General features: G+C 64.4%; 23 protein-coding genes. 11 read left to right on the forward strand and 12 right to left on the reverse strand.

The genetic code is table 11. The annotated features are described in order from the left end of the window. Positions 1 to 176: 176 nt before the first annotated feature. From I6F09_RS22600 to I6F09_RS22635, 8 genes are all read left to right on the forward strand, one after another. Positions 177 to 986, forward strand: a complete 810-nt coding sequence (locus I6F09_RS22600) for a CoA transferase (RefSeq protein WP_128262920.1) — start codon at positions 177 to 179, stop codon at positions 984 to 986. Further along, entirely contained in the window at positions 986 to 1,744 is a 759-nt protein-coding gene (locus I6F09_RS22605; protein WP_225189085.1) for a CoA transferase, read from the forward strand. Before I6F09_RS22600 ends, I6F09_RS22605 begins: the two co-directional genes overlap by 1 nt. After that, positions 1,741 to 4,050 (forward strand): molybdopterin-dependent oxidoreductase, encoded by a 2,310-nt coding sequence (locus tag I6F09_RS22610; protein ID WP_225189086.1) that lies wholly within the window; start codon positions 1,741 to 1,743, stop codon positions 4,048 to 4,050. The genes I6F09_RS22605 and I6F09_RS22610 overlap by 4 nt, the downstream gene beginning before the upstream one ends. 14 nt (positions 4,051 to 4,064) lie before the next feature. Then, positions 4,065 to 4,634: a peroxidase-related enzyme gene (locus tag I6F09_RS22615; RefSeq protein ID WP_225189087.1), complete on the forward strand. Its 570-nt coding sequence runs from the start codon at positions 4,065 to 4,067 to the stop codon at positions 4,632 to 4,634. A gap of 126 nt (positions 4,635 to 4,760) precedes the next feature. Then, on the forward strand, positions 4,761 to 5,420 hold the full coding sequence (locus tag I6F09_RS22620) for a hypothetical protein (protein WP_346730125.1): 660 nt from the start codon (positions 4,761 to 4,763) through the stop codon (positions 5,418 to 5,420). A 19-nt stretch (positions 5,421 to 5,439) separates the two neighbouring features. Next, positions 5,440 to 6,132 carry an L-fuculose-phosphate aldolase gene (locus I6F09_RS22625; protein WP_225147736.1) on the forward strand — a complete coding sequence of 231 codons (693 nt, stop codon included), beginning with the start codon at positions 5,440 to 5,442 and terminating at the stop codon, positions 6,130 to 6,132. A 32-nt stretch (positions 6,133 to 6,164) separates the two neighbouring features. Then, positions 6,165 to 7,127, forward strand: coding sequence for a sugar kinase (locus I6F09_RS22630; RefSeq protein ID WP_225147735.1), 963 nt, complete (start codon positions 6,165 to 6,167; stop codon positions 7,125 to 7,127). A gap of 58 nt (positions 7,128 to 7,185) precedes the next feature. Continuing rightward, entirely contained in the window at positions 7,186 to 7,932 is a 747-nt protein-coding gene (locus I6F09_RS22635) for an SDR family NAD(P)-dependent oxidoreductase (protein WP_057026125.1), read from the forward strand. 27 nt (positions 7,933 to 7,959) lie between these two features. On the opposite strand, the gene I6F09_RS22640 is transcribed toward I6F09_RS22635, so the two are convergent. The 12 genes from I6F09_RS22640 to I6F09_RS22695 all read right to left on the reverse strand — a co-directional run bounded on the left by I6F09_RS22640 (position 7,960) and on the right by I6F09_RS22695 (position 19,994). Then, positions 7,960 to 8,934 (reverse strand): tripartite tricarboxylate transporter substrate-binding protein, encoded by a 975-nt coding sequence (locus tag I6F09_RS22640; protein WP_225189089.1) that lies wholly within the window; start codon positions 8,932 to 8,934, stop codon positions 7,960 to 7,962. Between the two features lie 24 nt (positions 8,935 to 8,958). Beyond that, positions 8,959 to 9,675, reverse strand: a complete 717-nt coding sequence (locus tag I6F09_RS22645) for a GntR family transcriptional regulator (RefSeq protein ID WP_050991723.1) — start codon at positions 9,673 to 9,675, stop codon at positions 8,959 to 8,961. Positions 9,676 to 9,698: 23 nt separating this feature from the next. Continuing rightward, positions 9,699 to 10,439, reverse strand: coding sequence for an SDR family oxidoreductase (locus tag I6F09_RS22650; protein ID WP_225157899.1), 741 nt, complete (start codon positions 10,437 to 10,439; stop codon positions 9,699 to 9,701). Positions 10,440 to 10,463: 24 nt separating this feature from the next. Further along, positions 10,464 to 11,234 carry an SDR family oxidoreductase gene (locus tag I6F09_RS22655; protein WP_225151588.1) on the reverse strand — a complete coding sequence of 257 codons (771 nt, stop codon included), beginning with the start codon at positions 11,232 to 11,234 and terminating at the stop codon, positions 10,464 to 10,466. 16 nt (positions 11,235 to 11,250) lie between these two features. After that, complete coding sequence (locus I6F09_RS22660) at positions 11,251 to 11,631, reverse strand: carboxymuconolactone decarboxylase family protein (protein WP_036011548.1); 381 nt, start codon at positions 11,629 to 11,631, stop codon at positions 11,251 to 11,253. Positions 11,632 to 11,660: 29 nt separating this feature from the next. Next, on the reverse strand, positions 11,661 to 12,896 hold the full coding sequence (locus I6F09_RS22665) for an ABC transporter substrate-binding protein (RefSeq protein WP_225157900.1): 1,236 nt from the start codon (positions 12,894 to 12,896) through the stop codon (positions 11,661 to 11,663). A 31-nt stretch (positions 12,897 to 12,927) separates the two neighbouring features. Further along, positions 12,928 to 14,160 carry an ABC transporter substrate-binding protein gene (locus I6F09_RS22670; RefSeq protein WP_128262831.1) on the reverse strand — a complete coding sequence of 411 codons (1,233 nt, stop codon included), beginning with the start codon at positions 14,158 to 14,160 and terminating at the stop codon, positions 12,928 to 12,930. A gap of 31 nt (positions 14,161 to 14,191) precedes the next feature. Next, a complete protein-coding gene (locus I6F09_RS22675; RefSeq protein WP_036011537.1) occupies positions 14,192 to 14,899 on the reverse strand; it encodes an ABC transporter ATP-binding protein in 708 nt (235 codons plus the stop codon). Then, entirely contained in the window at positions 14,886 to 16,658 is a 1,773-nt protein-coding gene (locus I6F09_RS22680; protein ID WP_225128799.1) for a branched-chain amino acid ABC transporter ATP-binding protein/permease, read from the reverse strand. The genes I6F09_RS22675 and I6F09_RS22680 overlap by 14 nt, the downstream gene beginning before the upstream one ends. Positions 16,659 to 16,660: 2 nt before the next feature. Continuing rightward, positions 16,661 to 17,596 carry a branched-chain amino acid ABC transporter permease gene (locus tag I6F09_RS22685; protein WP_036035780.1) on the reverse strand — a complete coding sequence of 312 codons (936 nt, stop codon included), beginning with the start codon at positions 17,594 to 17,596 and terminating at the stop codon, positions 16,661 to 16,663. 79 nt (positions 17,597 to 17,675) lie between these two features. Continuing rightward, positions 17,676 to 19,070 carry an MmgE/PrpD family protein gene (locus I6F09_RS22690; protein WP_225157901.1) on the reverse strand — a complete coding sequence of 465 codons (1,395 nt, stop codon included), beginning with the start codon at positions 19,068 to 19,070 and terminating at the stop codon, positions 17,676 to 17,678. A 30-nt stretch (positions 19,071 to 19,100) separates the two neighbouring features. Further along, positions 19,101 to 19,994 (reverse strand): NAD(P)-dependent oxidoreductase, encoded by an 894-nt coding sequence (locus I6F09_RS22695; protein WP_225112286.1) that lies wholly within the window; start codon positions 19,992 to 19,994, stop codon positions 19,101 to 19,103. A 247-nt stretch (positions 19,995 to 20,241) separates the two neighbouring features. Here I6F09_RS22695 and I6F09_RS22700 point away from each other — a divergent pair, with 247 nt between their 5' ends. The 3 genes from I6F09_RS22700 to I6F09_RS22710 are packed head-to-tail and all read left to right on the forward strand — an operon-like array spanning position 20,242 to position 22,830. Then, entirely contained in the window at positions 20,242 to 21,594 is a 1,353-nt protein-coding gene (locus tag I6F09_RS22700; protein ID WP_225189112.1) for an MmgE/PrpD family protein, read from the forward strand. A gap of 28 nt (positions 21,595 to 21,622) precedes the next feature. Further along, entirely contained in the window at positions 21,623 to 22,012 is a 390-nt protein-coding gene (locus I6F09_RS22705) for a carboxymuconolactone decarboxylase family protein (protein WP_036011521.1), read from the forward strand. Between the two features lie 8 nt (positions 22,013 to 22,020). Further along, complete coding sequence (locus tag I6F09_RS22710; protein WP_109145135.1) at positions 22,021 to 22,830, forward strand: N-acyl homoserine lactonase family protein; 810 nt, start codon at positions 22,021 to 22,023, stop codon at positions 22,828 to 22,830. Positions 22,831 to 22,998 lie beyond the last annotated feature (168 nt).

Consider the following 22,998-nt stretch of genomic DNA (forward strand, 5'->3'; position numbering starts at 1 on the left):
TCTTGTCAAGTCGCGCCGCCTGATCGCGGCGCAAAGGTGCGCTGCTGCGGCCGGCTGCGCGCGAAAGTCCTGGAAATGAAGGCTCCGCCGGCGAAGCCAGATTGACAGCATCGTCCAAATCCGCCTAACATAATTTGGAATTGCGTTCTACACTATAGAACAAAGCCGGGAGGATGATGGTGTTGAGCGAGCCTCGCGTCATGGCGAAGCACATCGAGCCGGGCATGCGCGTCGCGCTGCCCGTCGATTACGCCGGCGTCTCCATGGCCATGACGCGTCCAATGATCGAGCATGGCGCGGGCGATCTCGATCTGGTCTGCGTGCCAACCGGCGGATTGCAGCTCGACCAGCTTGTCGGCGCAGGTCTGGTCCGGACGGTGGAGACCAGTGCGGTCTCGCTGGGCGAAGCAGGTGGAGCGCCCCGGTTCAACGCGGCGGTCAAGGAAGGCGCGGTTCGACTGAAGGACGCGACCTGTCCTGCCATCCATGCGGGCCTGATGGCGGCGCAGAAGGGCAGCCCCTTCATGCCCCTTCGCGGGCTGATCGGAACGGATCTGCTGCGCCACCGCGACGATTGGCGTGTCGTCGACAATCCGCTGGCGGATGGAGGCGATCCGATCGTGCTGATTCCCGCCATCAAGCCTGACGTCACGATCTTCCATGTGCCGATGGCTGATCGCTTCGGCAATGTCTGGATCGGGCGACGCCGCGAGCTTGCCGCAATGGCCTACGCTTCGCAGACAGTTCTCGTCACGGTGGAGCGCATCGTCGAGGAAAATCTGCTCGCCGACGAGATGAGCGCGGCCGGCGTGCTGCCGGCACTCTACGTCACGGCAGTCGCGCGCGCACCGAAGGGCGCATGGCCATACGGTTTATGGGGCGAGTATCCCGCCGATAGCGCGGAGATCGCGCGTTATGCGAAGGCCGCGCGAACGGCCGATGGCTTCTCGGCCTATATGGCGCAGGCGCAGATGGAGCCCGCGTGATGTCGGACGTTCTCCCTCGCGAAGTGCTGATTTGCACGATCGCGCGGCTGCTCGATGGCGTCAGGCATGTTGCCGTAGGCGCCTCCTCTCCGATTCCTGCCGCTGGCGCGATGCTGCTGCGTGCAATGAAGGAGGCGCGTGGCGCCGTTGGTCCACGCATCTCCATCCTCGGTTCTGTCGAGCATAATTTCTTCACCAACGGTTCGGCGGAGCTGTTCGATTGTGCAGGTCAGGGCCGGATCGACGCGTTCTTCCTCGGCGGCGGCCAGATCGACGGCCTTGGCAACGTGAACCTCGTCGGCACCGGTGACTATCCGCGCTCCAGCGTGCGCTGGCCCGGCTCGTTCGGGTCGGCCTATCTCTATTTCGTCGTGCCGCGGGTCATCCTGTTCCGCGAGGAGCATACGCCGCGCGTCTTCGTCGAGAAGGTCGACTTCATCAGTGCCCCCGGCGTCAGTCCCGAGGGAGTCTTCCGGAGCGGCGGCCCCGTGGCTCTCTTGACCGGCAAGGGACTCTTTCGATTCGACAAGTCGCGGCCGGGGTTCGAGCTGGAGAGTGTTCACCCCGGGCACGATCTTGCGGAGATCAAGCAAGCGACCGGCTTTCGATTCGAGCATGAAGCCGAGCCGCGGCAGACCGCGCTGCCCGATCGATCGACACTCGATCTGCTCCGCGGCCGCGTGTTCGACGAACTCGCCGAGACCTATCCCGAATTCGCCGCGCAGATGCGGCGCGAACTTGGAGCGGTGGACGCATGAGCAGGATCAAACGGATCCCGCATTGCAGCCATTGGGGTGCGTACACGATCCTCCTCGAGGATAATCGCATCGTGGGCATCGAGCCGTTCCAGCACGATCCGGCGCCGTCCCCGATCATCCATTCTATTGCCGAATGGGCAAATCCCGAGCGGCGCGTGCTGCGGCCGATGGTCCGTTCCGGCTGGCTGGACAAGCGCGAAAAGAGCGATCGCCGCGGGCGTGGCCGAGAGAAGTTCGTTCCGGTCAGCTGGGACGAGGCGACGACGCTGGTTGCCGACGAAGTGCGCCGCGTCGCCGACGCGTTCGGGAACGCATCGATCTTTGCGGGCTCCTATGGTTGGACGAATTCGGGGCGCCTGCATCATGCCTCTTCGCTTCTGAAGCGCATGCTCAATCTGGTCGGCGGCTTCACCCGGCACGTCGATACCTATTCCATCGCGGCGGGTCCGGTGATCCTGCGCCACACGCTGGGCAACGACGACGCGTGTGGCGGCCGCGCCAATACGCTCGACACGATCGCGCAGCACACCGAGACGCTGGTGGTGTTTGGCGCTCTGTCGCCACGAACCGCGCAAAACGAGGCCGGAGGAATTGGCAGCCACCGCCTCGAGACTTATCTCAGGAAAATCGTCGAGCGTGGCGTCAAGGTCATCCACGTCTCACCGCTGAAGGACGATCTGCCGGACTGGGTCGATGCCGAATGGTGGCCGATCCGGCCGAACGCCGACACTGCGCTGATGCTCGGCCTCGCCGGCGAGATCGTGAAGGCCGGCCGGCACGACACGGATTTCCTTGCGCGCTGCACCAGCGGCGCGGATCGTCTTCTTCGCTATCTCGAAGGCAAGGCGGATGGCGGACGAAAGGACGCCTTGTGGGCCGCCGGCATCTGCGGGCTCGGTGCAGGCCAGATTGCCGAGCTCGCAAGGCGCCTGGTCGACACGCGGAGCATGTTGACGGTGAGCTGGAGTCTGCAGCGTGCCCATCACGGCGAACAGCCGTTCTGGGCGGCGCTCGGACTGGCCTCGATAATCGGCCAGATCGGGCTGCCGGGCGGCGGTGTCGGCTACGGCTATGCTTCGCTGGGAGGTGTCGGGGCCCCGCTCAATCTCGGCAAGTCTCCAGCCATTTCACAGCTGAAGAGGCCGATCGACAGCTTCATCCCGGTGGCGCGCATCAGCGACATGCTGCTCAATCCCGGTCGGCCATTCAGCTATGAAGGCGAGATCCGCTCCTATCCGGATACGAGGCTGGTCTATTGGGCGGGCGGCAATCCTTACCACCATCATCAGGATCTCAACCGCCTGTCGGAAGCCTGGACGAGGCCCGAAACGATCATCGTGCAGGACCCGATGTTCACCGCGACAGCCCAACGGGCCGACATCGTGCTGCCGGCAACCACGTCGATCGAGCGTAACGATCTTGCCGGCAACAGGCGCTCCGACTTCATCCTGGCCATGAAGAAGGCCATCGAGCCGCTGGGCGAAGCCCGCTCCGACTTCGATATCTTCAACGCGATTGCAGGCAAGCTCGGTGTGGCCGAGCGCTTCAACGAAGGCCGCGACGAAATGGGTTGGGTCCGGCATCTCTACGAAGCCTGCCGCGACGACGCCTCGAAGCGCTTCGGCTTTGAGATGCCGGATTTCGACGCATTCTGGGAAGCCGGCTATGCCCACTGCCCGGTCAAGGCAGACCACACGTTCCTGGCCGACTTCCGCAACGAGCCCGAGGAACACCCGCTCAACACCGAAAGCGGAAAGATCGTGCTCGGCAGCGAGACGCTTGCCAGGCTCGACTATCCCGACTGCCGCTCGCATCCTGCCTGGATCGAGCCCGCCGAATGGCTCGGCACTGCAGAAGCTGGCCAAATGCACCTCATCTCGCATCAGCCGGCTGGTCGTCTTCACAGCCAGCTTGAAACCGGCACATCGAGCCGCGTCATGAAACGCAATGGCCGTGAACAGGCCCGTCTTCATCCTGACGACGCGGCTGCTCTCGGCATCGTCGACGGCCAGACGATCCGCATCTGGAACGACCGCGGGGAATGCCTTGCGACTGCTGAGGTCAGCGACGAGGTCCGCCGGTGCGTGCTTGTGCTCCCGACCGGCGCCTGGTTCACACCGACCGGCAATAGCGGCCTCGAGGTCGCCGGCAATCCGAACGTGCTCACGCTCGACATCGGCACGTCTCAATTCGGCCAGGGCTGCTCGGCCCATACCTGCCTGGTGCGGGTCGAGCCCTACGCCGCCGATCGGCGCGATGCGTTCGAGGCCTATCAGGAAACGCTCGTCGCGCTTGCGGCAGTCTAACAGGAGCTTGGAACATGTCTGCAACCGCGATCAGCCGCTTTCCCGTTCCCGATATCGCGACGCTGCCGGAGGATATCCGCGCACGGATCGAGGCCGTTCAGGAGAAGTCTGGATTCGTCCCGAACGTCTTCCTGACACTTGCGCATCGTCCGGACGAGTTCCGGGCGTTCTTCGCCTATCACGACGCTCTCATGGACAAGCCGGGGCCGATCACCAAGGCCGAGCGCGAGATGATCGTCGTCGCGACCAGCAGCGCCAATCAATGCCAGTATTGCGTCGTGGCGCACGGCGCCATCCTGCGCGTGCGCGCGAAGAATCCGCTGATTGCGGACCAGGTCGCCGTCAACTACCGCAAGGCCGATATCACCGAGCGGCAAAGGGCGATGCTCGATTTCGCGATGAAAGTCTCGGTGCGCGCCTATGAGGTGGACGATTCCGATCTCGTGGATCTCAAGGGACATGGATTCACCGAGGAGGACGTCTGGGACATCGCAGCCATCGCTGCATTCTTCGGCATGTCGAACCGCCTCGCCAACGTCACCAGCATGCGTCCGAACGACGAGTTCTTCGCGATGGGACGCTAAACGCCGCGAACGAGAGCTGCAATGGTATCGCTGGTCATCGACAGGCGCTTCCGGGGCCCACCCAACTCCGGCAACGGCGGTTATGTATGCGGATGTCTCGCAAGGCACGTCAGTGGAGACGCCGAAGTGACGTTGCGCGCCCCGCCGCCGCTGGAGCGGTCGCTCGACGTGCTGACGGGGGCCGACGGCGGGATCGAGTTGCGCGAGAACGACAAGCTGCTCGCGACGGTGCGTGCAACAGACATCGATGTGCCGGACGTTCCCAGGGTAAGCTACGAGGCGGCCGAAGAGGCGGCCGGCCGAACACCCTACGAAGAGCAGACCCATAACCTTCCGACTTGTTTTGTCTGTGGCCCCGCGCGTGGTCACGGCGATGGTCTTCGCATCTTCGCAGGCCCGCTGCAGGCGGGCGCTGTCCCGGGCAAGCCCGTCGTGTTCGCGGCCTCCTGGGTACCTCATCGGAGCCTGTCCGGTGCGGACGGCCATGTCGCGCCCGAATTCGTCTGGGCCGCTCTCGATTGCCCGACCGGCTATTGCAGCGTTGGCGCCCGTCACCTGGGATTGAAGGGCGACGAAACGGCGCTGCTCGGACGCATGGCCGCTCGGATCGAACGCCGGCCGCGTCCCGGAGATCGATGTGCGGTGGTGGCGTGGCCGACCGGGCGGGAAGGCCGCAAGTTGTTTGCCGAGAGTGCTTTGCTCGATGCCGAGCAGGAGGTGCTGGCGACCGCGCGAGCCACCTGGCTGTTGGTCGACCGTCAGGTCCAGCTCGGAGCAAGTGCATGAACCAGGGTGGAAGCAAGGTATGATCGGCCGCGAAGCAGAGCTCGAACTTCGTCAATCCATCATCGACGCGTGCCGCGAGATGGCGGCGCAAGGCATCAACCAGGGAACGTCCGGAAACATCAGCGTTCGAGCCGACGACGGCATCCTCCTGACGCCGTCCGGTCTTCCCTACGACCGCATGAAGCCCGAAGACATCGTGGCCATGAAGTGGGACGGCTCATGGACTGCATCGGCCGGCAATGTTCCGTCGACCGAATGGCGTTTTCACCTCGACATCCTCAAGTCGAAGCCGGAGGTTGGCGCCGTCGTTCACGCCCATCCGGTCTTTTGCACCATCATCGCGATCATGAATCGCTCGATCCCTGCGATTCACTACATGATTGCCGCGGCCGGCGGCAACGACATCCCCTGCGCGCCCTATGCGCAATATGGTACGGCCGAACTGTCGCAGGCGGCCCTGAACGCGCTTCGCTATCGCCGCGCCTGCCTCCTCGCACATCACGGGCTGATCGCCATCGGTCCCAACCTGCGCAAAGCCTTGTGGCTCGCGGTGGAGGTCGAGGTGCTCGCCAAGCAGTATCACGGCTGTCTTCAACTTGGCTCTCCTCCGCTGCTACCGGACGAGGAGATCGACAGCATCCTGAAGCGATGGGGGCATTACGGCCTGCGCGATAGCGAGGGCGCGCCCAAGATTACCCAGCTGTCGAGCTAGATCACGAATAATCCCCTGCCTTGCGAGAACTCATGGCCTACACTCACGACGTCAGCGTCTGCGGCACTTACATCCTGGATATTCTCGGGGTCCCCGTTACCGAGATCCCACCCGGAGGTGGCCGGTTGTTGATCGAGGAAATCCGGCTCGCGGTCGCCGGCACGGCCGGCGGAACGGTCGTTCCTTGCGCGCGGCTCGGCTTGAAGGCGCTCGCGGTTGGTGCCGTCGGCTCCGACGAGAAGGCTGATTGGATGCTGAACGCGCTGGAGCGCGAAGGCATCGATATCGCTCTGATGGAGCGAATGACCGGCGCTCCAACCTCTGCAACGATTTTGCCGATCCGGCCCGACGGCTCGCGTCCGGTCATGCATGCGAGGGGCGCCTCAGCCCGATGGCGGATCGCGCCCGAAACGCAAGTAGCCGCATGCCGGAGCAAAATTCTCCATCTCGGCGGGGTCGGCTCTCTGCTTGCGATGGATGGAGCGCCTTCCGTCGCATTGCTTCAGGACGCGAAAGCCGCTGGTTGCACGACGACGCTCGATCTCATCCAGGCGCGGCGTGAGACGCTGGCGCTGGTCGAGCCTCTGCTGCCTTACGTTGACTTCTTCATGCCGAGCATCGACGAGACCAACGCCATGGTGGGAACCGACGATCCCGCCGCATGCGCCCGGTTCTTCATCGACAAGGGAGCAGGGGCCTGCGCCATCTCTCTCGGCGCCGATGGTTCCTTCGTGATGACCCGCGACGGGCGCCAGTTCACGGTGCCGGCGTTCGACGTTGCCGTTCGCGATACGTCGGGATGCGGCGATTCCTATACGGGCGGCTTCATCGCGGGGCTGGCTCGCGACTGGGACCTGCTCGACTGCGCCAAGCTCGCGACCGCGACGGCCGCGATCGTCGCGACGGGGCTGGGTTCGGGCGCCAATCTCGTATCCTTCGAGGAAACCGTGAAGGCCATGAACACCTTGCCAGTCCGCAAGCCGGCTCGCGCCTGATCTTTTCAACGCCGGTAAAGAACCAACATTCATTGGAAATAACAGGGGAGAACGCAACATGGCCCGACATGCGATCGTGACGGGAGCAAGCCGCGGCATTGGCCGTGCAATAGCCATTGGGCTTGCAAGGCGAGGCTACGATCTCGCGCTGACCGACATCGCGGCCCAGGAGAAGGTTCTGCTCGAGACCGTCGCCGAGGTCGGCAAGCTTGGCGGCCGCTGCATCCCGGTGCTGGGCGACGTCAGCGATATCGGCGATTGCAGGCGTGCGGTGGCTGAAGCCGTCCAGGGTCTCGGGCACGTCGATGTCCTCGTCAACAATGCGGGCATCCTCAGGCTGGCGACGATCGACGAGCTGACGACCGAGACATGGGATCAGACCTTCGCCGTCAACACGCGCGGCGTCTTCCAGATGACCCAGGCCGTGGTGCCACATATGAAGGAGCGCAAATACGGGCGGATCGTCAACATCGCCTCGCTCGCCGCTCGAACGGGCGGTCCGGGACAGTCCCACTATGCTGCATCGAAGTCGGCGGTGGTCGGCTTCACCCGGGTGTCGTCCATGGAGTTCGGCGGCTACGGCATCACGGTCAATGCCGTATGCCCGGGCATCATCGTGACGGAGATGGGGATGAACAATCTCCGCGATCCCGAGCGTGTCGCCTATTTCGAGAAGGTCACGGACCTGCACCGGCTCGGGCAGCCGGAGGACGTCGTCGGGCCCGTTGCGTTCTTTGCGTCTGACGATTCTGCGTTTGTGACCGGCCAAGCCCTCAACGTGGACGGAGGCATCTTTTACAGTTAGCAACGGGGTCGATCCGCTCTAACTAACCTATTGCGGCTCGATCCCGGCTGCCTTGATAATCCTTCCCCATTTGCCGATCTCAGCCTTGAGAAAGGCTTCAAGGGCTTCCGGCGTCGCGCGTTCGGGTTCAACCGGGGACATGCTGAGCTCACCAAACCGATCGATCAGGGCGGGATCCTTCAGCGCGGTCTGCAGCGCGCCGACGAGTTGGTCGACTACGGGCTTCGGCGTGCCGCGCGGGGCGTAGAGGCCATACCAGGTCGTCACGTCGAACGCGGGAAGGCCGGCCTCGGCCGAGGTCGGCACGTTCGGCAGCGTTGCAACCCGCTTCTTGCTCGTGATCGCGTAGCCCTTGATCGTGTTCGACTGAATATAAGGCGTCGGCCCGGTTGCAGGGTCGCAATAAACGTCGATGTGGCCGGCGATGACGTCGTTCAGCGCTGGGCCGCCGCCCTTGTAGTAGATCGGGGTGAGCTTGGTATCGGTGGTGCTCATGAACATCAAGCCGCAGAGCTGTGAGGCCGAGCCGAGACCGACATTGCCGAAGGTGATCTTGTCGCCGGCATTGCGGATCCGCGCAATGAGCTCGTTGAGATCCTTGGCAGGAAAGTTCGGCCGCGCCACGAGGATCATCGGGACGTCGGTGACGAGCCCGATCGGGGCGAAATCGCCGACCGGATCGAACGGCAGCTTGGCGTAGAGGGCCGGCGCGGTGGCCTGGCCGACATGCATCAGCAGCAGCGTGTAGCCGTCGGCGGCCGCCTTGGCGACACGGTTGGTGCCGAGCGTGCCGCCGGCGCCGACGACGTTTTCGATCACGATCGACTGTTTCAGCGTCGCACTCATCGCGCCGCCGAGGATGCGTGCGATCACGTCGCCGGGACCGCCAGCTGAGAACGGCACGATCATCGTGACCGGGCGGGTGGGGTAGTCTTCCGCAATGGCTGCGCGGCAGGGATAGAGCAGGACAAGCAGGATCAGCGATCGTACGAGATACGTCATCGAACACTCCCTGGCGGCAATGTTTTAGTCGTCGGAAGGCGCCGCCTCCTTGGCTGCCGACGATTTTTCTATCATGTCGAGCGCGGCCACCGCAGCCGCATTGATGTGGTCGACGCAGCAGCGCTCGGCGAGGTCCGCATCGCCGTTCTGGATCGCGCGCCAGATCGCGGTAACCTCGCGCAAGCTCTTGTTGATCCGCTTCGGCTGCGACATCGAGGTGATCCGCAACAGCTGGATTCGGTCATGCAGCGGCTTGAGCATGCGCTCGATGAACGCGTTGCGGCAGCCACCGATCAGAGCGGCGTAAAAGTCGGTCTTGGCTTCCAGGCATCCGACGAGGTCCTGCTTGGCTGCGGCTGCCTTCAGCCGGGTCAGGGCTTCCCCGATCCGGCGAGCCACTTCCGGGTCGTGAAGCCTGGCGCATTCACGGCCGGCGAAGCCTTCGAGCACCGCGCGGGCGGCGTAGAGCTGCCGGGCCTCCTCCAGGCTGATCGTGGAGACCACAGGGCCGCGGTGAGGGACCGTATTGACCAGCCCGTCGGCCTCGAGGGCGCGTAGTGCTTCGCGGATCGAGGGGCGGCTGACGCCCATCATCTCGCAGAGCTCGCGCTCGACCAGGCGCTGGCCCGGTTTCAGCGTGCCGGACATGATCGCCTCGCGCAGCTTTTGCGCCACCATCGCTCGGACGGTCGGTACGTCATCGATGCGGAGTGTCGACTGCAATTCGCGGCGTCTTTCCATGTCCGGGCCTTGGTTGGAATGATTCAATACCGGTTTACAGGCAGAATCATCATTTCGGCAATTTGAACGTGGGCGGGCTGATCCAGGGCGAACACGATCGAGCGGGCGATGTCGGCCGGCTCAAGCGCCATCCTGAACTGGTCGAAATAGTCCTTTTCCTTCTGCTTGTCGCCGCGGTAGCGGGTCAGGATGATGTTGGTCCTGGTCAGGCCGGGCTGGAGCTCGGTGACCCGGATCGCGGTGTCCGCCAGCTCGCCCCGGAGGGTCTCGGTGAACATGTGCACGCCCGCCTTGCTGGTGCTGTAGGCCGCCATATCCGGGACTATACGGACGGCGTTGATGGAGCTGATGTTGACGATATGGCCGGCGTTGCGCTTGACCATGTCGGGGAGGATCGCGCGGGTGACGCGCATCAGGCCAATCAGGTTGGTCTGGATGATGTTGGACCAGTCGTCGGCGGAGCCGGCGTCGAAGCGTGTCCGGCCGCCGATGTCATGCCCGGCATTGTTGATGAGGATTTCGACCGGCTTGAAATGAGCAGGGATGGCCTCCGGCAGACTATCCACGTTCCGGAAATCGCTGACGTCGAGCTGAATCGGAAACACCCTGTCGCCGACGGTGGCCGCCAGCTGCTGAAGCGCCTCGGCGTCACGATCGACCAGCACGACGCGGCGGCCGCTGTCCAGCAGCGCCTTGGTGATGGCACGTCCCATGCCGCCGGCAGCGCCGGTCAGGACGACGGTCTGGCCTGGTTGTTCGGTCATCTCAGCACTCCCATTCCAATGCTCTCATGCGATTGACCAGCCGCCGTCGATGGGCAGGCTGGCGCCGGTGATGTCATTTGCCGCGGTGCCGCAGAGAAAGATGACCATGGCGGCGACCGCATCCATTTCGACGAAGCGCTGCGTCGGCTGGCGCTCGCCAAGATATTCGCGGGTCACGTCATCGACGGGGCGTCCGCTATTCGCTGCCATCGTCGCGATCTTGTTCAGGATCGCCGGCGTCGGCAGCGTACCCGGGCAGAGCGCGTTGCAGGTGATTCCGCTGCGGGCGGTCTCGATGGCCACCGCGCGGGTCATGCCGAGGATTGCCGCTTTGGTCGTGACGTAGTCGATGCGATCTTCGACCGCGCGGCTCGAATAGATCGAGCCGATATTGATGATCCGGCCCCAGCCGCGCTGCTTCATCGCGGGCAGCGCAAGGCGGATCAGGTGGAACGGCGCCGACAGGTTAACAGCGAGCGCCTGGTCCCAGCGATCGGGTGGAAACTGCTCGATCGTCGAGAAATGCCTGACAACGGCGTTGTTGACAAGGATGTCGATGACTCCGCAGCGGTCGAGCAGGCCGACCATCATGCTCTCGATGTCGTCGCGCCCGGACAGATCGGCAGCGGCGGGGATGACCTCGATGCCGAAGCGGGCGCTGAGGTCGTCCGCGGGCTGCTTCGGCGCAACGAGGTCGTGCAGGACAATGTTGCAGCCCGCGCCGGCCAGGCCTTCCGCGATGGCGAGGCCAAGGCCTGCGGTCGCGCCGGTCACGAGTGCCCATTTGCCCTTCATCGCAGCCCGCCCGCCCTTATTTCTTGTCGAGCTCGGCGAAGACTTCCTTCGCGTTGCGGAACGCGTCCACGCCGGCCGGCACGCCGCAATAGATCGCGACCTGCATGAAGACCTCGCGGATCTCCTCTTTGGTCGCGCCATTGGCGAGGGCGCCGCGGACGTGGGTCTTCAGTTCGTGCGGACGGTTGAGCGCGCAGAGCATCGCCAGATTGAGGAAGCTGCGCGTCTTTCGCGTCAGCCCTTCGCGGCCCCAGACGTAACCCCAGCAATACTCGGTGGTCAGATCCTGCATCGGGCGGTTGAACTCGTCCGCGGACGCGATCGCCTTGTCGACGAACTCGCTGCCGAGCACGCTTTTGCGGATTTCGAGGCCGCGGTCGTAGGTCGCCTTGTCCATTCTGTTCTCCGTTTCTCGTTCGGGCGTTCTCAGGTCTTCGGCCAGAACGGTTTGGCCAGCGCAAGCTCAGGCGGGAACACCGTCACCGGCACGCCGGATTGCCACTGCACGATGGTCATGCCGGCGCCGACGCGGCGGCCTTTCTGGTCGAACTTGATCTCGCCGAGCGGGTAATATTTCGAGGGGCCTGCATCCATGGTGCGCAGCGCTTCGCCGACGGCAACGCGGTCGGCCTTGCCGGCCTTCTCCAGCGCGTCCTTGATCACCCACATGTCGCCATAGGTGGAGATCGCATTCTGCGTCATCCACGGCTCCTTGTAGCGGGTCTTCAACTCGGCGATCAGCGCCTCGTGGCCCTTGGCGCCCCAGCTCGCAACGCAGGTCAGGACTCCCTGGAGCAGTTCCGGGCTCACGGTCTGCAGCATGTCAGGCTCGGCGATGGCGATGCCGAACGAGATGGTCGGCACCTTGCCCTGGCCGAGGCCGAACTCGTTCATCTTCTCGAGCAGCAGCTTGGCGTCGGAGATCACCGTCGGCAGGAAGAAGAGCAGGTCGGGCTTGGCCGAGCGAATCTTCTGAACCAGCGACGTCGCGTCCGCCAGCGGCGGCGTGAAGGTCTCGTCCACGATCAGCTGCAGCTGGTTCTCTGCCAAGAGGCCCTCGCGCATCGATTTCGCCGAGGCGATCGACGCGGCCGTGTTGTCGGTGAGGATCGCGACCGTCTTCGGCCGCTTGCCCGATGCCGTCTCGGCCAGCTTGATGATTTGCGGCAAGGCCTGACGGGCCTGTGAGGCTGCCGTGGCCGAGGTCTGGAATACGTATTTGAAGCCGCGATCCGTGATCAGATCGGAGTAGGAGAGGGTGAGGACGGGCAAGTTGGCGCGTTCCGTGACCTCGGTGACCGCGAGCGTGAAGGATGACAGGTAGGCGCCGCTTGCCGCGACCAGGTCGCTCTCCTGCGCCACCATACGCTGGGCGGCGTTCTTGGCCTTCTCAGTTGTGTCGCCGGAATCGAGCACCAGGAGCTTCAGCTTGGCGCCGCCGAGCGCCTTGACTCCGCCTTGCGCGTTGATGTGCTCGACCGCCATCTCGGCGCCCTGACGCATCACCGTGCCGGGACGGGCGTAGATGCCGGAGATCGGCACCAAGAGGCCGACTTTCACCTCAGATGGCTGCTGTGCCCAGGCACGGGATGCGATCAGCGTGCCGGACGCGCCCGCAAGCAGTGTTCGACGGGTGATCCTGATCTTGCTCGTTGTTCTCATGACAATCCTCCTCCCTGAAAAGCGTGCGATGCTATTTCTTCGGCCAGAACGGCTGCGCCTGCGCGAGCTCGGGCGGATAGACGGTGACTGGCACGCCCGATTGCCATTGCACGATGACGACGCCGGCGCCGACCCTGCGGCCCTTCTCGTCGAACTTGAGCTGTCCGCCGGGATAGTATTTCGACGGTCCGGCATCCATGGTGCGGAAGGCCTGCGCGACCGCATTGCGGTCGGCCTTACCGGCCTTTTCCAAGGCTTCCTTCATCAGCCACATGTCGCCATAGGTCGAGATGACGTTCTGCGTCATCCAGGGCTCCTTGTATTTCGCCTTGAGCTCGGCGATCAGCGCCTCGTGACCTTTCGAGCCCCAATTGGCGACGATGGTCATGATGCCCTGCACTGTCTCCGGGCTCACGCTCTGCAGCATGTCCGGTTCGGCGATGGTGATGCTGAAGGACACGGTCGGGATCTTGCCCTGGCCAAGGCCAAACTCGCTGATCTTCTCGAGCCCCAGCTTGGCGTCCGACACCGCGTTCGGCATGAACAGCAGCAGATCGGGCTTGGCCGAGCGGACTTTCTGGATCAGCGGCGTCGCATCCGACAGCGGCGGGGTCCAGACTTCCTCGACGACGAGCTGGAGGCCTTCCTGCGCGAACAGCTTCTCCTTCAGCGCCTTGGCCGTGGCAACCGAAGTCGCGGTGTTGTCCATCAGCATCGCGACCGTCTTCGGCTTCTTGCCCGAGGCGTTCTCCGCGAGCTTCATCAGAGTCGGCAATCCGAGCTCGGACTGGCGGCTCGCGGTCGCGGCGGTCTGGAAGATGTATTTGAAACCGCGGTCGGTCAGAAGGTCCGAATAGGACAGCGTCAGCACCGGCAGCTCGGCACGCTCGGTCACCTCGGTGACCGCCAGCGTGAAGGACGAGAGATAGGAGCCGGTGGCAGCGACGAGATCCGGCTCCTGCGCCACCATGCGTTGCGCCGCGTTCTTGGCCTTCTCGGTGGTGTCGCCGCAATCGATCACGACGAGCTTCAGCTTGGCGCCGCCGAGCGCCTTGATGCCGCCCTGCGCGTTGATGTGCTCGATACCCATCTCGGCGCCCATCTTCATCACCTGGCCGGGGCGGGTGTAGATGCCCGACAGCGGCACGATCAGCCCGACCTTGATCTCGGCCGGTGTCTGCGCGCGTGCCACGCCGGCAAGGCCCACGGCGGCGGCGCCGGACAGCACGGTCCGTCGCGAGAGTCCCTCCGATGTCTTGTTCATTTTGTTTACTCCCTGGTCTTTTTTATGGTTGTCACATGCCGAGATAGGCCTTGCGCACGCGGTCGTCGGCGCGCAGCGTGTCGTTGTTGCCTTCGAGCACGACATGGCCGGCTTCGAGGACGTAGCCGTGGTCCGCGGATTCCAGCGCTTCCGCGACGCGCTGCTCGACCAGCAGCATGGTCAGCCCGGACTGGCGGCGAATCTCGATCAGCCGATCGAAGATGAAGTCGGCGGTTGAGGGCGCCAGCCCCATCGAGGGTTCGTCCAGCATCAAGAGTTTCGGCGAGGAGGCGAGGCCGCGGCCGATCGCGAGCATCTGCTGCTGGCCGCCTGACATCGTGCCCGCGAACTGGCTGCGACGCTCCTTCAGCACCGGAAGCCATTCGAAGATGCGCTCGATGTTGCTCTGCCAGTCGCGTCGACCGCTCTCCGTCATCGCACCCATCTCCAGATTCTCCATCACGGTCAGCGAGGGAAAGACCTGGCGGCCCTCGGGGACGTGGGCGATGCCGAGATGGGCGCGCTGCGGCGGCGGCACTGCGAGGAGGTCGACGCCGTCGAAGGTGATGGCCCCGCCGCTCGGCTTGACGATGCCGGAGATGGTCTTGAACAGCGTGGTCTTGCCGGCGCCGTTTGGCCCGACGATGGCGACGAACTGGCCGGCGCCGACATTGATCGAGATGTCGTTCAGCACGGGTTTGGCGGAATAGCCCGCGCTCAATCCCTCAATTCGCAGCATGGCCCACCCATTTCTTGCCGAGATAGGCCTCGATCACCCGGTTGTCGCGCGTCACCACTTCCGGCAGGCCTTCGGTGATGACGGCGCCGTGGTCGAGTACGACGAACCTGTCGACCAGCCGGACCATCGCCTGCATCGTGTGCTCGATGATCGCGATGGTCATGCCGTCGCGCGCGAGCTGCTGGATCACGGCGACGACCTCGTCCGCCTCGCCGTGGCCGAGGCCCGCGAGGGTCTCGTCGAGCAGCAGGATGCGTGGTTGGCCGGCGATCGCGCGGGCAAGCTCCATCAGCCGCAGCTCCTTGGTCGAAAGCTCGCCGGCGACACGGTCGGCGACGGCAGAGAGCCCGACACGGGCAACTGCATCGGCGGCAAGCTTGCGGGCTTCGTCGTCGGACCGCGCGCGCACATAGGCACCGACCACGACATTGTCGAGGATCGACATGCGCAGGAATGGTCGCATCACCTGGAAGGTGCGGCCGATGCCGGCCTCGCAGATCACGTGCGGCCGTTGGCCGGACATGTTGCGGCCATCGATCAAGACCTCGCCCTCGCTCGGTTTCAGGAAGCCGTTGAGGAGATTGAACAGCGTGGTCTTGCCGGCGCCATTGGGGCCGATGATGCCGAGGATCTCGTTCTGGTGCAGCTTGAAGCTGACATCCTGCACGGCCTTGAGGCCGCCGAAGGACCGCGACAGGTTCTTGACTTCGAGCATGACTTCCCCGGTGGCAGCCCGCTGTCGCGGTGCGGGCTTCAGCGTGGTGACGTTGGCAGCCGATGTTTCGGGCAGGTCGGAGGCAGGCGCCTTAGGCGCGATCCGTTTGCGCAGGAGATCGCGCAGCTTCCAGAACAGGCCTTCCGGGGCCAGCAGGATGACGCAGACGATGGCGAAGCCGAAGATCACGCCCTGGATGCCGGGGAAGCGCGCGCCGGCTTCGGCATGCAGTATCTCGGCGAGCGGGATCAGGATCACGGAGCCGATCACCGGCCCCCAGACCGTGCCGACGCCGCCGAACATCGCGACCGTCAGCGCCTGGGCCGACACCAGCATGCCGAACACCGATTGCGGCGTCACGACCAATAACACCTGCGCGTAAAAGCCGCCGATCGCCGCGGCAATGGCCCCGCTAAGCGTAATCGCGCGCAGCTTCCAGGCGAGCGTATTGATCCCGGCTGCCTCGGCGGCGGCCTCGTTCTGCTTGATTGCGAGCAGTGCCATGCCGAAGCGGGAGCGCTCGATGAATTGCGTCAGCACGATGGTGGCAAGCATGATTGCGAGTCCCAGCAGCGTGTAGATGCGCGGATCGGCGAATTGCATGTAGGCGATCGGCGCGTCGCGCTTGATCGGAAGGGTCACCTCCTGGAAGCCGAGCCACTCGAACACGTAGAGGATGGCAAGCGGGTAGGCGAGCATCGCCAGGGCGAAATAGTGGCCCTGGAGGCGGAAGGTCGGAAATCCGATCAGCAGCCCGGCGATGCCGCCAAGCACGGCGGCAATGGGGATCAGCAGCCAGGGGGAGATGTCGAAGTAGATCTGGCCAAGCGCGGTTGCATAGGCGCCGATGCCGAAGAACGCGGCGTGGCCGAACGAGATCAGCCCGGTGTAGCCGCTGAGCAGGTTCCAGGAGAGGCCGAACACCGCCCACACCGGCACCAGCGTCAGGATGAGCTGGTAGTAGGAGTTGGTGACGCCGAGCGACAGCGCAGCATAGGCGATGGTGAAGAGCAGGGGAGGAAGAAAGGAGCGCATCCGGAGCATGATCACGTCCTCTCCACCATCCGCCCGAAGAAGCCTTGCGGTCGAAAGAAGATGATGAGGAGGAAGACGGCGAAGATCGCGGCGTTCTGCAGCTGCGTCGGCAGGATCAGCGTCGACATCTGCTGCACGAGCCCGATCGTCATGCCGCCCCAGAACGCGCCGATGATGCTGCCCATGCCGCCGAGCACGACGCCCGCATACATGACGATGACGTATTCGAGGCCGACGAACGGGTGGAACGGATAGTTCGTAGCGAGGAGGCCGCCGGCGATCGCCGTGATGCCGCAGCCGAGCGCGAAGGCGGTTCGGTGCGCGCGGTCGACGTCGATGCCCATATAGGTCGCGGCGGTCGGATTATCCGCGGCGGCGCGAAGCGATTTGCCGATCCGCGTGCGCGTGATCAGCAGCGAAAGCAGGATCATCATGACCAGCGAAACGATCATGTCGATGCTGCGGGCCTTGTTGAGAAAGATGCTCATGTCGAAGAAGGGGCCGAGCTCCCACGCCGAGCTCGACAGCGGCGTGCGGATCGAGGCCAGCACCGAGCCGAACACGATGAGGCCGCCGTTCTGCAGGATCAGCGCGATGCCGAGCGTGAGGATCAGCTGGGCGTAGTGTCCCTCGCCTTCGAGCGAGGCGGTGCGCGTCCCCGAGACGTGCGAGATCAGTGCCCGGTGGACGAAGTAGCCGAATACGGCAAGCACGGGGCCGGCCAGCAGGATGGAGACGAACGGTCCGACGGCATTGCCGAAGAACGACTGAACGCCGGCGGCGGTGAACAGATAGAAGGCAGTGTACATGCCGAGCATCATGAAATCGCCATGGGCGAAGTTAATGACGCGCATGACGCCGAAGATCAGGCCGAGCCCGACGCACATCAGGCCGTAGACGGCGCCGATCAGAAGGCCCGCGGCGAGCGCTTGCAAAAATCCTTCCATCAGCTTCGCCTCCGCGCGGCTGACGAACCTAAGCGGGTCTCGAAGTCGACCATGTTTCCCCCGTACTCTCCGGCACTTCTTATGATGCCGATCGTAAAACCCGTTCCGCCGTGTCCAGGCGGCATAGTGCTGCGATATCGCCGGCGTTGCCGAGCCGTTCGCAGCTCTCGATGAGTTGCTCCAACTGGCACGTGCGGTCCTCACCGAGGACTCCCTGAGCGGCAGTGCGAAAGCGCGTGCGAATATCTGAAGGCGTTGCGGCGATGACGTCGGGTAGCGCGTGCCGGATCGTCCGGCCGCTCTGCAGATGCACGGTCACATCCGCGCCCTGCTTGTCGGGGAACGCGGTGGTGAAGCCGACATCCGGCTCAAGCTTCGTGATCGCAACCAGGCGGATGATATCGACATCATCGAGTTCGGCGTAGTTGCCTTCCTCGATCTCGCCCCTCACGAGGGTGGCCGCGACGCTGAAGGGAATGCTCATCTTGGCCTGGAGCGCGTTCCGATACGGGCCGGTGGAGGCGCACCCAGGATAGCGCACGGCGGCATCGGGAGCGCGAACGACGACGCTGTCGATCTCCTCGGTGCCGGCGAGTTCGTGCGAGACGCGAAGGGCCGCTTGCGCGGCGGTCTGCGCGAAATTGCAGGCCGGGACCGGCTTGTTGTAGACCGCCATGATCTCGCATTCGCCATTCGGGAACAGCGCGATGCTGTCGGGCGCGGCCCGGCGACCATAGGCGGCGAACAGGCCCGCTTCGCCTTCGAGGATCGTTTCGGAGCCGAAAGCGCCGGCTGCGGCGAGGCCGATTGCCTTGATCGCATTGCTGGCGGCGAAGCCCGGATGAAAATACATGTCGGAGCCGCCTGCATGCGGCCACTCGTTGAGACCGCTGGACGTGTTGGCTGCGATCGCGATGGCGCTGGTCGCTGCGTCTTCGGACAGGTTGAGCGCGAAACTTCCGGCGAGCGCCGCGCCCAGAGGGGCCACGAGGCCGGTCGGACGATAGAGCCGGGCGAGATCGGAGGTCAGCAACGCGCGGCCGATCCGCGCGCCGGTCTCATAGCCGATTATCGCGGCTGCGAGCAGCCTTGAGCCGTGCAGCTGCGACTGTTCGGACAGCGCGAGCAATGTGGGCCAGATCACCACGCCGTGGTGCGCAATGCTGGCGGCATGCATGTCTTCCCGCACGAGTCCGTGCCCCATCACGGCATTGGCGAAGGCGGCATCGGCCGGCAAGGAGAGTCGCGACATTCCGACGATGGTTGCGCTGCCGCCACCTTGTGCGACCGCGATTGCCTGACGACTCCAGGGATGATGGCCCGCCTCGAAGGCGCAGGACAGGAAGTCGAGCAGGCAGAGCTTGGCCTTGGCGACCACTTCAGGCCCGAAATCTCCGAGATCAACGGCAAGTGCGCTCCGCGCCATCTGGCGCGCGAGCGATACCTTGCCTGATCCGGTCGGGCTGTTCGTCATCGCAAGTGTTTCTCCCAAAGGCTCTTGCGCTCAGCCGCGCATCTCGACCCCGGCCCACTCCTCGAGCACCTTGGCGATCGAGGTGAAATCGGATGACGGGCCGTATTTGGCGTTGGTGATCGCCAGCATCTGCCGTACCACTGCGCCGCAGACCATCGGCACGCCCATGGCCTCGGCCTCGTCCACGCAGAGACGGACGTCCTTGTAGGAAAGGCCGGTGGCGAATCCGAAATCGAACGTGCCCGGCAGCACCGAACGGGGAAATTTGTCTTCGGAGGCGCTGTTGCGGCCGCTGCTGGCGTTGATGATATCGATCAGCACCTTGGCGTTGACGCCGCCCTTGACGCCCATGGCGACCGCTTCCGACGTGATCACCAGTGCCGCCGCCGCCATCAGATTGTTGGCGAGCTTGGCGGTCTGCGCCACGCCGGGCTTGTCGCCGGTGTAGAACAGCTTGCCGAAATTCTTCAGGATCGGCTGCACGATGTCGTAAGTCGCTTGCGGGCACGATACCATAACGGCGAGCGTGCCGTTCACGGCGCCCTTGATGCCGCCGCTGACGGGCGCATCGACCAGCGTCATGCCTTTGGCTTTCAGCCCTTCCGCAACGAGCTTCGCCGCGCCGGGACCAGAGGTCGAGAGATCAACGACGATCTTGGCGCGGTTGCCGCTGCTGATGCCGTCCTCGCCGAGAGTGACGCCCTTGACGATGTCGGGCGTCGGCAGACTGGCGAGCACGATGTCGGCGCGCGAGGCGACGTCGGCCGGCGACTTGCCGACCAAGGCGCCGCGCTTGACCAGCGGCTGCGTCGCGTCGGTCTGCGTGTCGTAGACGACGAGCGAATAGCCCGCGTCCATCAACCGCCCCGCCATGGGGCCGCCCATGCGGCCCGTTCCGATCACACCGAGCGTCTCTCCCGCCATCGTTCACTCCCTGTCGCGCGATCCCACGCGGGGCGCGCCGTCTTGATCTTGTCGTTGTCAGTTCGCCGGCCGGCCCTGACGACCGCCGTCGTTGCGGCGGCGGGTTCCCGTGCCAGCGTGCCGGATTGTTATGATTGTCAGACAAGCTGTCAAGCATAACATTTGGGGTCGACAGTTTGCCGCGGATCGGCATAAGGTCCGAAAAACGAGGAAGACGCCCCGCGTGCCGCAAGACCCAATTCCCAGCGTGAGCAGGACGCTCGCCGATTTCGTCGCGGCGACGTCGTGGGCGGACGTGGAGGCGCAGACCGGCGAGGCGCGGCGCTCGATTCTGAATTTCTTCGCCACGGCACTCGGCTCCGCACGCGATCCGGTGGTGATGGCGGCGATGTGCACCCTGTCGCCGTTCAGCGGCGCCGCGACCGCGACGGTCATCGGTCATTCGCAGCCGATGGACGCGATGTGCGCATCGTTTCTCAACGCCATCTCGGCCAATCTGCTCGATTTCGATGACACCCATCCCGAGACGATCATTCATCCGGCGGCACCGGTCGCAGCTCCAGTCCTCGCACTCGCGGAGACGCATAAACTGTCTGGACGCGAATTGTTGACGGCGTTCATCCTCGGTGTGGACGTCGAATGCCGCATCGGCGCCGCCGTTTCGCCGCGCCATTATGCGCGCGGCTGGCACATCACCTCGACCTGCGGGATCTTTGGCGCCGCGGCGGCTTGCGCCAAACTATTGGGTCTGCCCGCGGAGGGCATTGCGAATGCCATCGGGCTCGCGGCGAGCCAGTCGGCAGGCAATGTCGAGAACCTGCCCAGTGCCGCGAAGAATGTCAGCGTCGGCAACGCGGCGCGCAACGGTTTGTTTGCGGCGCTGCTTGCAGAGCAGGGTTATGAGGCGGCCCCCCACGCCATTGAAGGCCCGCTCGGTTGGGCACGCACCATGGGTGACGAGCCGGATATTGCCCGCTTGCTTGATGGTCTCGGCAAGACCTTTGAGATCGCCAGGAACACCTACAAGCCCTACCCCGCCGGCATCGTTTTTCATGCGGTCATTGATGCCTGCCTTCAGTTGCGGGAGCGGATCGGTCGGCGATTCGACCAGATTGACACCGTGACCGTTCAAGGCTCGACGCTGCTGCTTGCGCGCGGCGACCGCCCCGTCAACAACGAGCGCGATGCGCGCGTCAGCATCCATCATTGCGTGGCGTGCGGATTGCTGCTCGGCAGAGCCGGCGTCGCCGAGTTTGCACGCGAGACGGTCGTCCGGCCCGATATCGTGCAGCTGCGGCAGAAGGTGAGGGCGGAGTGGGATGACGGGATGCCGGATGGTGCGGCACGCGCGACCGTGCGCCTGTCGTCCGGCGAGGTTTTCACCGAGACCGTCATCTCGCCGCGCGGCAGCCGGGCAGCGCCGCTTGAAGATCGCGATCTCGAGGCCAAGCTGCGCGAAAGCGTGCGAACGGGCCAGAGCAATTGGGACGCGGACGGTGTCATCGACGCCGTCTGGCGTCTCGATGCGGTGGCTGACGTCGCCGAACTGCTGCGATCGTTGCGGCCGCCCTCGGCGATGCGCCGAACAACTTCCAACTAGACTCTCGCACGACGTGAAAGGGACGATCATGACCAAGACCGAACTGTTCGAAAAGGGCCTCAAAGTCCGCAAGGAGGTGCTCGGCGAGGACTACGTCAACAAATCGATCGCCGGTGCCGACGAGTTCACGCGCACGATGGCGGAATGGTCCACCGAATTCTGCTGGGGCGCGCTGTGGACGCGACCCGGCGTCGACCGTCGCACGCGCTCGATCGTCAATTTGGCGATGCTCGGCGCACTGAACCGGCCGCACGAGCTGAAGCTGCACGTGAAGGGCGCGTTGAAGAACGGGCTGACCAAGGAGGAGATCAAGGAGATCCTGCTCCAGGTCGCGGTCTATTGCGGCGTGCCCGCCGGCATCGACGCCTTCCGCAACGCACGCGAGGCCTTCAACGAGGTCGACGCGGCCGGCTCCTGAGCAAATCCATGGCTGACCCGATCTACGAACTCTTCGCCATCCGCTACGCAACGCGGGATGCGCAGCGGAGCGACCACTTCATCGGCGGCGATCCGCATGACGGGCCGATGCCGATGGACTATTTCATGTGGCTGGCGCGGGGAGGTGGGCGCACCTTCGTCATCGATACCGGATTCAACGCCGAAATTGCGAAGCAGCGCAGGCGGACATTCTTGCGCTGCCCAGTGGAGACTCTTGTGGCGTTCGATATCGAGCCGGCCGAGATCAAGGACGTGATCCTCACACATCTGCACTACGACCACGCCGGCAATTTCGACCGCTTTCCGAACGCACGATTTCATCTCCAGGAGCGCGAGCTTGCCTACGCCACCGGCCGCTACATGCAATATCCGAGGTTGTCGCATTCTTTCGAGGTCGAGGACGTTTGCGGCATCGTGCGGCTGAACTATGCGCGCCGCGTCCTGTTCTACGATGGCGATGCTGAGATCGCTCCCGGGCTGACGGTCCATGCGGCGGGGGGACATTCCGCCGGGCTTCAATTCGTCCGGGCCAACACGCGCCGCGGCCCGGTCGTGCTCGCTTCCGACGTCAGTCATTTCTACGAAAACCTGACCAGCGAGCGTCCCTTTACGACGGCGTTTCATGTCGGCGACATGCTGGTGGGGTTCGACAAGCTGCGCGCCGCAGCGCCGGATGCGGACCACATCGTTCCAGGTCACGATCCGCTCGTCATGATGCATTATCCAGCGCCGACCCCGGATCTGGACGGGATCGCGGTCCGCTTGGACGTGGCGCCGTCCGGGCCTGCTCACTCCTAGGGCGGCGAGAGGACCACGCACGGCATCCTTGTCGAGCTTCCGCATCTTCAACTCTGGCACGATCTGCGGCCGATCGGAGACGGCTGACTATCCTGCCAGAAAGCCGCCATCGATGGCGACGACGGTGCCGGTCGCGTATTGCGAGGCCGGCATGCAGAGGAACGCAAC

Source organism: Bradyrhizobium sp. IC3195, from assembly GCF_020193585.1.
GTDB classification, from domain to species: domain Bacteria; phylum Pseudomonadota; class Alphaproteobacteria; order Rhizobiales; family Xanthobacteraceae; genus Bradyrhizobium; species Bradyrhizobium yuanmingense.